Here is a 14,055-nt window from a genome sequence, read left to right as displayed (position 1 = left end):
TGTGGCCTTTTAGGCGATTGCTACGCAAAGCGCCGTAAATCAACCCAAGCAACAAACCTATGACCCCCCCCCGAGGCAGAGAAAAGTGATCGCTTCGGAAACACCGGTGCGCGGCTGACAACGGTTTCCCCGACAACACGCGTATTAAAAGTGCGCTCGGGGTTGAGTTGTTCCTGTAACGTATTCTTCCGCTGCTGTAGTAGGCGGATGTCTGAGGCGGTGCTGCTGACCATGCTGTCTAAGAGCACGCTCTCCGAGAACTTGCCGGCAATGCTTGTTCTCGAGCGTTCCTGCTCACGCCTTTCGAGCTCGGCTTGGCGAGCTCTGGCCTCCGATAGGTCTGCCTCAACCTGCCTCATATCATTAGAAAGACGGTCTAACGTGGGCTTTGCCAAAGAGGCATGCTCTTCCGCTAGATTACGCACGTATTGCTCCAGCACATGTGACGCGTCGGACGGGCTATACCCTCGGACTGAAAGTTCTATGAGGTCAGAATTGCGTAAAAGGCGGACCTCGAAACTCCGCCGAATAAGATCGGTTTCCGGGCTCATCCCATCATTCAAAGGCAATTTGAGCTGTTTTAGTACCGTGTCTTGAAACGTAGCGACTTTAAGGCGATCGACCGTACGGGCCGGTGGTTCGATGTTGACAACGGTCGGGCCTGTCGATGTCACCCAATATAGCTGTCCACTTTGAACAGTAACCTGAGCTTGCCAAAGCGGACGCATCATGAATGTAGCGGCAAAAGCAGCGCCTGCACCAATAGTGGTGAAAGCTGCAAGCTTGAGCGCATGGCGGCGAATAAATGCGCCGACATCATCCAAGCCAGTACCGAAACGATTTTCATCGGCGTGCATCTGTTCTTCAATCATGATGTTTCTTTTTGACAATCATCCAACGCGGCACCCGGAAGCGCACGATACTCCAGTAGAGCCAGACATAGGTCGAAACAAAAACGACCACGAAAACTATCAGCCAGCCATTACGGTTCCAAAGAAGCGTTGCTGGAAGAACAGCTAACAGGCTCAACAGCCATAAATAGGGGGATGTGAACGAATTTCGGCGAAGCCGATGCCGCTCTTCCTGACTGCCAACAACCCAGCGCATGAGGCGTTTGTAGATCAACATGTGTAGATGGATACCATCGGGTATTCCAGGCGAAACTCCTCGCAGGAATTGCTTCCGATAGATCGAGAACAGTGTTTCAAAAATCGGGTAAATGAACATGAGCACTGGGTACCAAGCGGAGACTTCAGCATGACGCATGGTCAGCAACACCGCCAACTCCCCCAACATAAAGCCGATGAGGTAGGCACCACCATCGCCAAGGAATATGTGGCCGCCTGGAAAATTCCAGAGGAAAAACCCCAGGATCGCCCCTGCCATGACAAGCGCGCACGACAAAACAAACACGTCACCTACATGGAAGGCAATCAGTGCAAGCGACACAAACATCATGGTGGCGACGATTGCCGCTAGTCCGTTGAAACCATCGATGATGTTGATGGCGTTGGCCAAACCTGCCACAGCCAGTGCGGTCAAAAGAATAGACCCGTAGTACGGGACAGCCAAAGAACCAAAGCCAGGAATATCGACCTGCGCTATTCGTGCATTAAGCAGCCATACTGCCAAGAGCGCGGCGATAATCGTTAGAACAAGGCGGTCGCGGGCGCTGACACGCTTTGTCAAGTCTTCGATGAAGCCACCGAGGAAAGCAGGAATCGATGCGCCAATCAGCATTGCATACTCGTGGAACTGGTAGGCGTTGGCCACCCATAGAGCAATGCCGTTCAAGAGCAGGGCAACTGCGATGCCGCTACCTCCAATGCGGGGGACCGGTTTCGTGTGAAATTTTTGCGCGCCGCTCAGGTCCGCATCGCCAGACAAGTGGGAGTGTAGATGCGCGTACCTAACCACCAGCATGGTGATGCAGAACGAGACGATGAAACCAATACTGAAATTCAACATGCTGCAGGGTTCCGCAGTTCAGGGTAGTCGGAAGACGCGCGTTGATACGGCGCTACAGGCTCGAGTCCCAGCAGGACGGCTAGCCATGTGTGGATGCTGTACTTCTGTCGGATTGCTTCAGTCAGCGGCGTATAGTGAGTGTCGAAAAACGTGGGCGGAATATCCGGTTGCGCTCGATCGATCACCAGGATGTTGTTCGGGTTGTAGAAATCGTAGGTCTTGACCAGAGGGTTGGTCGTGATGAGTTTTTTGTTTGCCCCAACCATTTCGATGGTTCGCATGGTGAGCCCTGTTTGGCGCGGGTGCTGTACATCGATGACAGCGCGACTGCGAACGAGGCCGTCGATCATTTTTTCCTTCGGCAGCGGTGTCCACTGGATTTCACGCAGTGGTGGTGTGATAAAGCCTGGCTCAAGCACCTTCTTGCCGAGCAGCGCAACCTTGCTCGGGTAGAAAAAGTAGGTGAACGCTCGCGTTGCCTCTGGGCACTGACGTATGACGCGCTGAATGACGTCATAGCGATCGGAATGCAGTGACGCCACAGCAAAGAGGTCGTACCGAGGCTCCATCACGGGAAGATCCCGGTACTCATCGGTATAAAACAGCGGTAGGTGAGCAAGCCGACCGACAGTCTCACAGTCTTCAGCATCGAAACTGAAGCAAGCGTCAAACAGCGGAAGTATATCTTTAAGGTGGGGGTAGTTTCTCAGCGAATCCCAGTTGTAGTAGGTACATCGTGCCCGAGGGAAGGCCGCGCGCAGTAGTTCGACAGCTTCTGCGTGCAACGCCTCGCCTTTGATTACGACGACTTCATCAAAACTGTCTCGGCCGTATTGTTCTGCAAGCGAGCGAATGTAATTCGCCATGCGGGTGGCCACGAGAGATGGTGCCAGTCGCGTGGCCCCCTTGGTCCAGACAGTATTCGATGGCTTATCGAGCACTACTTCGGCATGTGCGCCCAGGGCACAAACCGCCTGGGCAATTGCATTCTCATAGCCGAAAAAACGCGGGCTCATGATCAGCACGCGCTTTCCTGAAAGCGAGCGTTCAGTCGTATTCATGTGTTGGATATCTTGGCCGGTACTCCGACCGCCAGTGCCCCTTCAGGGATGGAGGCGATCACGACTGCATTGGCTCCAACTCGGGCACCATGGCCAAGCCGTATGCCGCCGAGTACCTTGGCGCCAGCGCCGATGGTCACGTTGTCGTCGAGTCTGGGACGGGATACCTCGCTGTAGGCAAAATCAAGTTCCTTGGCGCCGAGTGTCGCACCCTGATAGATCACAGCATTTTTGCCAATGCTCCACGCGCCGATCACAGTGCCCTGGGTGTGTGGGAAGTACAGTCCCGGTCCGATCTCGCAGCGGGCGGCAATCTCGATGCCGAAGATGACGAAGTTCAGCATTGAGAGCACTTTACTGGCTGCTCCCCATCGGCGTCGGTAACAACTATGCGCTAGGCGGCAGAGCAGCACCGGTGCAAAGCGTGGAGACAGTACTCTGACCCACAGGCGCCAGCCCCCCGAGATGGAAATATTGCCTTCTAGAGAGAGGCCTCGCAGGAGATCCTGTCGCAGCCAGGGAATCAGGCGGAATGTCGTCGCCATCATTTAACCCATCAGCTTTCGAGCACGCAGTTCTTTATTGGCTTCTTCGAGCCGGTCTGCAGGAAGCGGTTGGGTATGCACCCAAGCGGCAAATCGGCCTAGCCCTTCCTGCAGAGAAATGGCTGGCCTGAAGCCAAGTATCGCAGCGCTTGCCGTCATATTTGCGTAATTGTGGCGGATGTCGCCAACACGATACTGGCCCGTGACATGAACGTTCGGTGTCTTACCTAGGGCGCGAGTGAGTTCCTCTGCAACTCGCCTGACGGAGCATTGGACTCCGCTACCCACGTTGAAAATACGGTTGATGGCGTTTTTGGACGCGACACCCATGGCGACCGCAGTGACAACATCTTCTACGTGAACGAAATCGCGACTCTCCTCTCCGTCCTCGAACAGTGGAAGAACCAGATCGCGGCGTATACGCGTCGAAAAGATAGAAAGAATCCCGGTGTACGGATTGTTTAGGGATTGGCGCTCGCCGTAGACATTCTGGAAACGGTAGATAACATAGTCGATCCCCAGGGATTCGCAGGCAATGCGCGTCAGGTCTTCCTGAGCGTATTTCGTAGCGGCGTAGATGGAGCCGGGGCGGACACGATCACTTTCGGAAGTTGGCTTCGCCGTCAACGTCGCGCCGCAACTGGGACAATCGTATTCCCAACGATGCGCGGCCAGCGCTTCAGGGGTGCGACTATCCGGATAGACGGGGTCCAATCCACAGGATGCGCAATGGTAAGCGCCTTCGCCATATACCGAGCGACTCGAAGCGAGAATCACGCGCTTTACGGTGCGTGCCTTGTCTTGCGCCAGCACGTCGAACAGCAGCGCTGTACCGTGGGTGTTGATCATGTTGTAGCGTGCGACTTCGTACATCGATTGACCGGTACCAGTCTCAGCGGCTAGATGTACGACGGTTTCCACACCTTTCAGCGCGCATACCCAGGTATCGCGCTCGGCAACGCTGCCGCGGACGAACTCAATGCCTTCGGTGTTCAGCCATTCCAGGTCCGTGGGCAGCGCGCCATGGATCTGCGTCGAAAGGTTATCAAGGATACGTATGGTGTATCCGGCTTCCAATAGCTTCGGAGTGAGATGCGATCCAATGAATCCGGCGCCGCCGGTGATGAGAACAATATTTGACATGTTAGATTGGAGGGCGGTTCTGTTTAGCTAGGATTTGGGCCGAACACAAACTGATCGGTATGCTTCCATTCCAGGGCACTGTCACTAAAGCGGGTCAAGACGGCTAGCCCAACGAGGATGCCCAGGCCGCCGCTGAAAATGATGGCAGACAGAGAGTTGAAGCATACGTAGATCATTGGCACGGCAAGTCCTGCACAAATGGCGCGGTTCCGTGAGGCTAAACATAACCTTACAAGTAACGCTAAAAGAGCGGAGTACAGGATGACTCCAGTTGCGCCAAAATTAACATATGCATCGATGTAAAATACAGTATTTGCTGAACCCGTTTGCGTCTCGTTTTGCCCCCATTCGAATGCAAAGATCTCGCGTTCCAGATTGAGGCTGGGTCTCCCAGTCAGGTATGCAATGACCCCGATTGATTGTCCATCGACCGGATCACCTTTTAATTCGATGTCCAAATAACGCAACCAATCCACAGCGGATGCATAGGGAATGTACAAGATACGATTAAGCACATAGAGCGCTTGGCTATCGCTACCTTGGAAAATATTATATTCATCCGGTACGGATGCAGCCGATCCAGTCGATGCTGAGTCACCTTGTTGGGCGCTCAGCCCACCGCGCGCTGCAAAGGAGACGACCATAACCGCGGCGATCAACGCGGCGCCAATAAGATAAACGAATTTCCGTCGGTTGGAATTGTAGAAAATAATTATTAGCGGGATAAGCGCTGTGATACTTAAGCTTTTTTCGAGCGTTAGCGCCAGTGTGAACAAGAATGCAATCAGAACGATATATCTGTACTTGGCTTGCTTCAGGAATAGGATGCTCAAAACCAGTGGCATCAGCGACGAAATGTTGATCGCGTACCAGTAGAGCAACGCGCGTTCTGCACCCACTCTGGTTCGCAGAAATGTTTCTCTCAGTTGGGCAATCTGGTCAAGCGATGCGCCTTGAAATGACGCAATGAGTGCGATTCCTGGTGCTGTGGCCGCAGCATATGCAATCATGCAGAAGTAGCACAGCAAAACAACCAAGCAAAAATGTCGCCACGACACGTGCAGCAGAGCACTCCGCAGCATTTCCTTGGCCGCGGTTCGCCTCGAAAAGAAGTGGAACGTAAGAAGGTACGTCACCATCGAAATTAAGGACAGTGTCAGCATTTCAGCGTCATATCCATTACTCCGAAGAAGCATCCCGAGAGCGCTGGGCACTGCGTAGAAAACCAGCGTTCCTACCACAGGGAGTAAATAAAGGCGTCGAAAGCGCAACAGGCCGAGCATGTACCGTTATCCCAATCTACGCTTGAGTGCATACTTTGCGTACGGCACTACTTTGCATGTCAGCCAAGACAGGCCCGGCATCCAGCTGTTCGCGATCGAGAACGCGCGCAGAATGCGGTATCGGCTTGATTCAGGTGCGAGATCAACGCAGCGTTTCGCGAGCTGGGCCGCGATCTGGGGGTCTTTTGTCAGTTGCCGGAACGCCTCCCCGGCGATGTAGCGCGCTTTTCCCTGCTTGCACAATGCAGGAAGATCGCTGAATTCGGGATTCTTCTCGACGACCAGATCCAACGCGTAGAGCGATTCGTTCAACAATTCCAAGGTGCGATCGCTTGCACCGAACCCATGTTTGCGATACCGCCCAAGGATTTCATTGACCTTGACGACCTTGCCTCGCAGGGCAACCTCGATATAGAACTGCCAATCACTGACCCAAGGTAGACGATCGTCGAAGCCGCCGGGAGGAATGGCTTCGGGGCGGATCATGACAGACGATGCGCCCGCGATACCCCCCTTCAGGATGATGTCGCGGTATGACCGGATGTCTTCTCGGGCATGCTGGTCAGTCACGAAAAGAGTCTGGTTCGATTTCGACTCGAAGATGTCGACCGGGTGATAGCACAGCACGGCTTCAGGGTCCGAATGGAAAGCTTCGACTTGCTTTGAGACCTTGCCGGGTAAGAAGAGGTCGTCACCACCCATGACAGCGATCAGGTCCCCAGTGCAGCCGAACAGGGCCACGTTGCTATTTCCTGTGATCCCAAGGTTCGTTGCATTGAGGATCGGCTTGACGCGTCCCGGATAGCGGGCAGCGTACTCCTCGAGAATCCTTGGAGTGTCATCAGTTGAAGCATCGTCTGCTACAACAATCTCCAAGTGCGGATAGTCCTGTGACAGGACGCTATCCAGCGTCTCGCGAATGAAATGCGCTTGGTTGTAAGTAATCACCATTACGGAAACCAGCGGTTCCGTTGGCAGTTGCTTGAAAGTTGACGTCACGAGCGATTCTTCAAGGAAATAAGGCGCCATGGTCGCAAGGCGGCCGCAGAGAAGGCGAGCGCGGGTAGCACGCTGAGTGTGTTGCGCATCCAGTCGACATGCGCGGTGGCATGCCAATTGAGTGCGATGGTGAGCGCAATAGGTACGGCTGCGCATAGGCACAACAAGTAGCTGGCTCGGAGATGCCGACCATATGATCTCAGTCGGGGAACGTACATGGCGACGAATAGCCAGTACCCCGCGTACGAGACCAGATAAGCGATGCCGATATGCTCTGGTAGGGAGTGTCCTGTATCACGGACAACCCAGATACCGATCCAGAATAGCCCGTACCACAACAATTCACTGGCGAGAAAAAGGCGGCTGTGTCCGCGTGCCAGCAAGGGCATCGCAAAGATAAAGCCCGCTACCTTCAAAAGGTCGGCGGCAAGCATCCAGCGAATGATCGACGCCGCATCGTTAAACGCCGGTGAGTAAAGGAGTTCAATCACCAAACCGCGCGCTGCAATCATCACGCATACCATGGGGACGAATGCAGCCAGCACTAGCTTGAGCACTGTCTGGAGCAGATTGCACTCCTCTTCGATGGTATTGCAGGACGCTAGCTTGGGTAGATAGACATTCGATAGCGCGCTCAGCAGCGTCAACACGTACATCATGCAAACCGTCCAGGCTGCATCGAAGATACCGGCAGAGTCTAGTCCCAGCTTTTGGATCAGCATCCGGCGTATCAAAAGGCCTGAGCCGGTCGCCAATGCAGCGCTAATGAGCGAGGATGCGCCAACTTGCAGGAACTCTCGGGCCACCGCCCAGTCGAGCGGGGGAGCGGCAGGGTTCCGGCATGGAAGGAGGCCGCGGCGGCGGGCGGACTGCCATGCATAGGCTGCTCCCACCAGGAGCGACATGCATAACGCCGAGGCGTTGACGAGCGTACGCCATTCCGCAGGCGCGAAATAGCCGCAGGCTACGACCGCAAGCAGCGTGCCTGCTGCTGCGATTTGCGTACCCGCGATGCCGCCGTGACGGCCGCCGCTTGCCTGCACGCCCATGAAGAAAAAGAACAGGATACCGGCGACCGCCGCCCCGATGGTGATGGTCAGGTGTGCTGCTGCCCAGTGGATCCCCGGCAGCAACGATTGCGCACCGAACAGACAGACGATCGACAAGAGCAGTGCCGTCAGAACGCAGCCCACAATGGCCAGACGCGCGAGCGTCCAGAAGCGGATGGGGTAGCCTGATGTGCTGCGCGCCAGGGATTGAGTGTAGGCCGTTTGACCGCCCCAAGATCCAATGATGGTCGCAGTCTGTTGCACTTGTCGGAGCATCGAAAACACGGCGACGCCGGCGGGGCCAGTTTGGACGGCCATGATCTTCAATGCCAAGGCGCCCAGGCCGAGCGACGTAATTGTGCCCAGCCCCGTGATCAGGAGTGCCTTAAAGATTTGCAGCATGCTGCTCAGCAGGCCGTAGCGCCAATTTTCACGACGGCGCGCTGCACAGCTTCAGCGACCTGAAGGACTTCCTGCTCGGTATGCACGGGCGAGAGAGGAAGGCTCAACGTCTCGGCGTGGATACGGTCCGAGATCGGCAAATCCAGCTTGCCTAGCGCGGTAGCTGCATAGGCGCCTTGACGGTGCGGCGAGGTCGGGTAGTGAATGGCCGTGCCAACTCCCATCGTAGACAGTTCGGCCTGCAGATCATCCCGCTTTGGGTGTCGGATCGTGAACAGATGCCAGGCAGACTCGAAGCCTTGGGGAACGACCTGCAACGTAAGCGGCAAGGTTGCCAACTCTCGGGTGTAGATGCCTACAAGCTGCTGGCGGATGGCGTTGTCGGCGTCCAGTTGGCGGAGTTTGACCCGGAGCAGGGCTGCTTGCACTTCATCAAGGCGAGCATTGAAGCCGGCTGCTTCATGAACGTACTTCTTCCGCGACCCATAGTTCGAAAGCATGCGGATGCGTTGCGCCAACTCAGGGTCCGACGTCGTCACCGCGCCGCCATCGCCGAGTGCCCCCAGGTTCTTGCCCGGATAGAAGCTAAAGGCTGCGGCGTCCGCGAGACTGCCCGTGCGCTTGCCGTGATAACGCGCGCCATGCGACTGCGCAGCATCCTCGATTACCTTGAGCCCATGTGCACGTGCGATCTCCAGGACCGGATCCATGTCGGCCGGCTGCCCGTACAGATGCACGGGAATGATTGCGCGGGTGCGCGGGGTGATCGCGGCAGCGATAAGCTTTGGGTCCAGGTTACACGTGTCTTCACGTGGCTCGACCGGCACTGGCGTTGCGCCGGCAAAGGTCACTGCCAGCCAAGTCGCGATGAACGTATTCGATGGGACAATCACTTCATCGCCGGGCCCGATCGACATTGCGCGCAGGATCAGGTGCAGGGCGTCGAGGCCGTTGCTTACGCTAACGCAGTGCTTGGCCTCGCAGTAGGTGGCAAATTCCGCTTCAAATGCCTCGCATTGCTTGCCATGGATGAACCAGCCCGCATCTAGCACTTCGGTGAATGCGGTGATCAATTCATCCCTTTGGCGGGCATTGACATCTTTCAGGTCAAGAAAAGGAATATGCTCTCTCATGATCGGGTGACTATGCGGTTTTTCTACGGCGTCGCGAAATTAATCGGAGGTCTAGGTATCCAGGTATCGGACTATCCTGCCGGGATTGCCTACGACCAGTGCGCGGGCGGGAACATTTCTCGTCACCACGGCGCCCGCGCCAATGAGCGCGTGCTCGCCGATCGTTAGGCCCGGGAGTATGACGGCACCAGCCCCAATTGATGCGCCTCGCTTGACGGTCGTAACCGGAAATCGATCCGGATATTGCTTTGACCGGGGATATCGATCATTCGTGAAGGTAGCGTTCGGCCCAACAAAAACATTGTCTTCGATGATCGTACCATCCCATAAATACACGCCAGACTTTATCGTCGAGTTGTCACCAATACTGACATCGCCTTCGATAAAGCAATGGGCGTTGATGTTGCAATTCCTGCCAATTCTTGCGCCTTCTAATATCACGCAGAATTGCCACACGCGCGTACCCTCTCCAATGGTCTTACTCTGTACGTCAGCAGACGGATGAATCATCACTTCTTCTCCTCCTCTGGTGACTCCGGTGAAATCAGTGGCTGTTTTAGACGATCAATGAGTTTCTTGAATTCTTTGTACTCTCGGATGTAATCCTCGGGATCATAAATCTTATTTGCTAGCACAAGCAGCACACAATCTGGCGTGAAATCAAACATTTCACGCCAGATCATTGGCCCGATAAAGAGCCCTTTCGCGGGAGAGTCGAGCTTGACTACCTCCTGATGTTGGCCATCATCCAGCAGAAAGCTGCAGGCGCCCTTGACACAAACTGCGACTTGCAACAGATCTGCATGCGCGTGGTATCCCCGCCGGACTCCGGGCGCCGTGTCATAGATGTAATACGCACGCGCAACGGGAAAGGGCAGGTTGCACCCCTGCTCCAGCGCAATCAAGGAACCACGCTCGTCGCCTTTAACATCGAAGTTAATCAGGTGCGTGTTAGTTAGCATGAATTCGTTCGACTGAGGTAGGGGCGAGACACTTGGTCAGCGAGTGCTCCCAGTTTTCTGGTTGAAGCCCGAAAACCAACTCCAACTTGTCTAGCGCTAGTCGCGAGTTGCTTGGTCGAACCGCCGGTGTTGGGTATTCCGCTGCAGGGATCGGCTCAACGGTCACGCCAGTAATGCCTGATTGCCGCAGAATCGCCTCTGCAAACCCGTGCCAACTTGTGCTGCCGCTGCTGGTCAGGTGATACACACCACCATGGGTCGCCCACCAAGCCGGAGTGGCTGGCATGTTGCCGAGCCCACGAGCGGCGATATGGGCGGTCAGGTCAGCAATTGTGCGTGCCCATGTGGGCGCGCCGATCTGGTCGGCGACGACACGCAATTGCGGACGCTCCTTCGCGAGCCGTTGAATTGTGGTCAAGAAGTTTTTGCCGAGCGCACCATACACCCAGCTGGTGCGGAAAACCAGGGTGGCTGGATTTGCGCTCAATGCGTTGTGCTCGCCCGCCAGCTTGGATGCGCCGTAGACGTTCAATGGATTGGTGGCGTCCGTTTCCGTGTAGGCACCGTCCTTGCAGCCGTCGAATACATAGTCTGTGGAGTAATGGATGAACGCAGCTTGCGCGCGCTTGCACTCCTCGGCAAGGACGCCCGGAAGATCGGCATTGAGCAGGAATGCCTCCTCTCGCTGCTGTTCCGCCTTATCAACGGCAGTGTAGGCGGCGGCATTGACGAGGATCGACGGTTCCATGCTGCGGACTAGCGCGCGCACCGCGTTCAGGCGCGACAGATCCACCACGGAGCGGTCGATGCTGATGATCTCCCCCAGACCTTGCAGGCTGCGCAGCAGTTCCCATCCAACCTGGCCCCTCGTACCCGTCACGACGATGCGCGGTCGCGAGCGTCTGGTCATACGAAGACCTCGGCGTTGGCGAACGTTGCAGCTGCGGCATCTTTTGCCGCCAGGATGGGCTCAATGCCCGCTAGCGGCCATTCGATAGCAATCGTGGGATCGTTCCACACCACGGACCGCTCGTGCTCCGGATACCAATAGTCGGTCGTCTTGTAGAGGAACTCGGCGGTTTCGCTCAAGACCAGGAAGCCGTGTGCGAAGCCGGGAGGCACCCACAACTGACGTTTGTTATCGGCCGACATGTGGACACCGACCCACTTGCCGAAGGTCGATGAAGATTTGCGCAGATCGACGGCGACGTCAAAAACTTCGCCGGAAGTCACGCGGACCAATTTCCCTTGAGCATGCTGGATCTGATAATGCATGCCACGCAGAACCCCCTTGCGGGACATTGAGTGGTTGTCCTGCACGAATGGCGTGTTGACGCCGGTCAAGGCCTCGAATTCCCGGGCGTTGAAGCTCTCAAAAAAGAAGCCGCGGTTGTCACCGTAGACCTTGGGCTCCAAGATGAGCACGTCCGGCAGGGAAGTTTCTGTAACGTTGAGGTTCATCGACGGACATCCTCGGCGACAAGCTGGTGGAGATACGCGCCATAGCCGTTCTTGGCCAGCGGCGCAGCAAGTCTCTGAACTTGTTCGAGATCAATCCAATGCTGACGGAAGGCGATCTCTTCGGGGCAGGCAACCATCAAGCCTTGGCGGCGCTGCAGTGTGGCAATGAATGTCGCGGCTTCAATGAGGGAGTCATGCGTACCCGTGTCGAGCCACGCATAGCCGCGCCCCATGATTTCCACTTCCAAGGTGCCACGCTCAAGATAGCGCTGATTAACTTCGGTGATCTCGAGTTCGCCGCGCGCCGACGGCTTGACGTCCGCGGCGATTTGGCAGACGTCCGCATCATAGAAATACAGGCCGGTCACCGCGTAATTCGAGCGCGGTTTGACAGGCTTTTCCTCAAGGGAGACCGCGCGCATGCTGTTGTCAAACTCGACCACGCCATAGCGCTCCGGGTCGTGAACATGGTAAGCAAACACGGTGGCACCGTTGGTCTGTGCGCTGGCGCGATTCAACTGTTTTACCAGATCGTGGCCGTAGAAGATGTTGTCCCCGAGGATGAGTGCAGATGGGTCACCGCCGACAAAATTCTTGCCGATGATGAATGCCTGCGCCAGTCCGTCCGGCGACGGCTGGACCGCGTACTGAAGATTCAGCCCCCACTGGCTGCCGTCACCAAGCATCTCGGAGAATCGCGGGGTGTCCTGTGGCGTGGAGATGATCAGGATGTCACGAATGCCCGCCAGCATAAGTGTGCTGAGGGGGTAGTAGATCATCGGCTTGTCGTATACCGGAAGCAGTTGCTTCGAAACGGAATGCGTAATCGGGTACAGCCGTGTTCCGGAGCCACCCGCTAGGATGATGCCTTTGCGTGTCATGAAAAATCCGGTTGGTTAGTGGCGGCCGCCATAGTTCATGTTGACCCACTCCCGATAGGCGCCAGACGTCACGTCCGCCACCCACTCCTGATTAGCGAGATACCATTCGACCGTCTTGCGCAAACCGGTTTCAAAGGTTTCTGCCGGTTTCCAGTTCAGTTCGCGCTCGAGCTTGCGTGCGTCGATTGCATAGCGGCGATCATGGCCGGGGCGGTCCTTCACGAAGGTAATCTGTTCGCGATACGAGCCGCCTTGTTCGCGCGGCTTTAATGTATCGAGAAGATCGCACAACGTATGGACGACTTCTAGGTTGTTTTTCTCGTTCCAGCCTCCGACGTTGTAGACCTCGCCCACTTTGCCGGCTTCAAGCACACGGCGGATCGCGGCGCAGTGGTCGCCGACATATAGCCAATCCCTCACATTAAGGCCATCGCCGTACACCGGCAGGGGCTTGCCCGCCAGGGCGTTCGCAATCATCAACGGAATGAGTTTCTCGGGGAAATGATACGGGCCGTAGTTATTCGAGCAGTTGGTCGTCAGGACCGGCATCCCATAGGTATGGAAGTAGGCGCGGACCAAATGGTCTGAACCTGCTTTCGATGCAGAGTACGGACTGTTGGGGGCGTAGGGCGTCGTTTCCGTGAACGGTGCGTCGTCCACGCCGAGCGACCCATAGACCTCATCGGTGGAAACGTGATGGAACCGGAAGCCTTCGCGTGCCGAACCCTCTAACTTGTTCCAGTACGCACGCGCGGCCTCGAGCAGGGTGAACGTGCCGACCACGTTCGTCTGCACGAAGTCCGCCGGTCCGTGAATCGACCGATCGACGTGGCTTTCCGCCGCAAAATGCACGATCGCTCGGGGAGCATATTTTGCTAACAGGCTGTCCAATGCAGTCCGATCGCAGATATCTGCGCGAACGAACGTATGCCTAACATCTCCGTCGAGTGATGCAAGCGTTTTCAGGTTGCCGGCGTATGTCAGCTTGTCGACGTTGACCACTGGCTCGTCGGAACCGCGCAGCCAATCCAGAACGAAGTTGGCGCCGATGAAGCCGGCGCCGCCTGTAATCAAGATCATACGATTTGTAAGGGTAGTCGTTGCGCGGAGGGAGGACCTAGACGAGGGACCAGTCCCGCGATTGTGGGAAGTGGCGGACGGCTCACGA

General features: G+C 56.1%; 15 protein-coding genes. All 15 read right to left on the bottom strand.

Annotated elements, in window-relative coordinates; translation table 11 throughout:
- Window positions 1–20: 20 nt before the first annotated feature.
- The 15 genes from R2N03_RS15070 to rfbB all read right to left on the bottom strand — a co-directional run bounded on the left by R2N03_RS15070 (window position 21) and on the right by rfbB (window position 13,967).
- On the bottom strand, window positions 21–872 hold the full coding sequence (locus R2N03_RS15070; protein WP_316658396.1) for a GumC domain-containing protein: 852 nt from the start codon (window positions 870–872) through the stop codon (window positions 21–23).
- Window positions 865–1,968, bottom strand: a complete 1,104-nt coding sequence (locus tag R2N03_RS15065) for an MraY family glycosyltransferase (RefSeq protein ID WP_316658395.1) — start codon at window positions 1,966–1,968, stop codon at window positions 865–867. The genes R2N03_RS15070 and R2N03_RS15065 overlap by 8 nt, the downstream gene beginning before the upstream one ends.
- On the bottom strand, window positions 1,962–3,029 hold the full coding sequence (locus tag R2N03_RS15060; protein WP_316658394.1) for a WaaS/CpsH family glycosyltransferase: 1,068 nt from the start codon (window positions 3,027–3,029) through the stop codon (window positions 1,962–1,964). The genes R2N03_RS15065 and R2N03_RS15060 overlap by 7 nt, the downstream gene beginning before the upstream one ends.
- Window positions 3,026–3,373: a serine O-acetyltransferase gene (locus tag R2N03_RS15055; protein ID WP_316658392.1), complete on the bottom strand. Its 348-nt coding sequence runs from the start codon at window positions 3,371–3,373 to the stop codon at window positions 3,026–3,028. Before R2N03_RS15055 ends, R2N03_RS15060 begins: the two co-directional genes overlap by 4 nt.
- A gap of 204 nt (window positions 3,374–3,577) precedes the next feature.
- Entirely contained in the window at window positions 3,578–4,717 is a 1,140-nt protein-coding gene (locus tag R2N03_RS15050; RefSeq protein WP_316658390.1) for an NAD-dependent epimerase/dehydratase family protein, read from the bottom strand.
- Window positions 4,718–4,740: 23 nt separating this feature from the next.
- Window positions 4,741–5,880 (bottom strand): hypothetical protein, encoded by a 1,140-nt coding sequence (locus tag R2N03_RS15045; protein WP_316658389.1) that lies wholly within the window; start codon window positions 5,878–5,880, stop codon window positions 4,741–4,743.
- Between the two features lie 126 nt (window positions 5,881–6,006).
- The gene (locus tag R2N03_RS15040; RefSeq protein ID WP_316658388.1) at window positions 6,007–7,029 is read right to left on the bottom strand and encodes a glycosyltransferase; all 1,023 of its coding nucleotides are present in this window, start codon (window positions 7,027–7,029) and stop codon (window positions 6,007–6,009) included.
- A complete protein-coding gene (locus R2N03_RS15035) occupies window positions 6,996–8,450 on the bottom strand; it encodes an oligosaccharide flippase family protein (RefSeq protein ID WP_316658387.1) in 1,455 nt (484 codons plus the stop codon). Before R2N03_RS15035 ends, R2N03_RS15040 begins: the two co-directional genes overlap by 34 nt.
- 5 nt (window positions 8,451–8,455) lie before the next feature.
- On the bottom strand, window positions 8,456–9,583 hold the full coding sequence (locus R2N03_RS15030) for a DegT/DnrJ/EryC1/StrS family aminotransferase (protein WP_316658386.1): 1,128 nt from the start codon (window positions 9,581–9,583) through the stop codon (window positions 8,456–8,458).
- Between the two features lie 51 nt (window positions 9,584–9,634).
- Complete coding sequence (locus tag R2N03_RS15025) at window positions 9,635–10,093, bottom strand: acyltransferase (protein WP_316658385.1); 459 nt, start codon at window positions 10,091–10,093, stop codon at window positions 9,635–9,637.
- Window positions 10,093–10,545 carry a sugar 3,4-ketoisomerase gene (locus tag R2N03_RS15020; RefSeq protein ID WP_316658384.1) on the bottom strand — a complete coding sequence of 151 codons (453 nt, stop codon included), beginning with the start codon at window positions 10,543–10,545 and terminating at the stop codon, window positions 10,093–10,095. Before R2N03_RS15020 ends, R2N03_RS15025 begins: the two co-directional genes overlap by 1 nt.
- Window positions 10,535–11,455, bottom strand: a complete 921-nt coding sequence (gene rfbD / locus R2N03_RS15015; RefSeq protein ID WP_316658383.1) for a dTDP-4-dehydrorhamnose reductase — start codon at window positions 11,453–11,455, stop codon at window positions 10,535–10,537. The genes R2N03_RS15020 and rfbD overlap by 11 nt, the downstream gene beginning before the upstream one ends.
- On the bottom strand, window positions 11,452–12,006 hold the full coding sequence (rfbC, locus tag R2N03_RS15010; protein WP_316658382.1) for a dTDP-4-dehydrorhamnose 3,5-epimerase: 555 nt from the start codon (window positions 12,004–12,006) through the stop codon (window positions 11,452–11,454). The genes rfbD and rfbC overlap by 4 nt, the downstream gene beginning before the upstream one ends.
- Window positions 12,003–12,887 carry a glucose-1-phosphate thymidylyltransferase RfbA gene (gene rfbA / locus R2N03_RS15005; protein WP_316658381.1) on the bottom strand — a complete coding sequence of 295 codons (885 nt, stop codon included), beginning with the start codon at window positions 12,885–12,887 and terminating at the stop codon, window positions 12,003–12,005. Before rfbA ends, rfbC begins: the two co-directional genes overlap by 4 nt.
- A gap of 15 nt (window positions 12,888–12,902) precedes the next feature.
- Window positions 12,903–13,967: a dTDP-glucose 4,6-dehydratase gene (rfbB, locus tag R2N03_RS15000; RefSeq protein ID WP_316658379.1), complete on the bottom strand. Its 1,065-nt coding sequence runs from the start codon at window positions 13,965–13,967 to the stop codon at window positions 12,903–12,905.
- Between the last annotated feature and the right edge of the window lie 88 nt (window positions 13,968–14,055).

Source organism: Ralstonia condita (assembly GCF_958405655.1).
Lineage (GTDB): Bacteria > Pseudomonadota > Gammaproteobacteria > Burkholderiales > Burkholderiaceae > Ralstonia > Ralstonia condita.
Note: the sequence above shows the minus strand (reverse complement) of the source record. Positions and strands in the feature narration are given on the sequence as shown.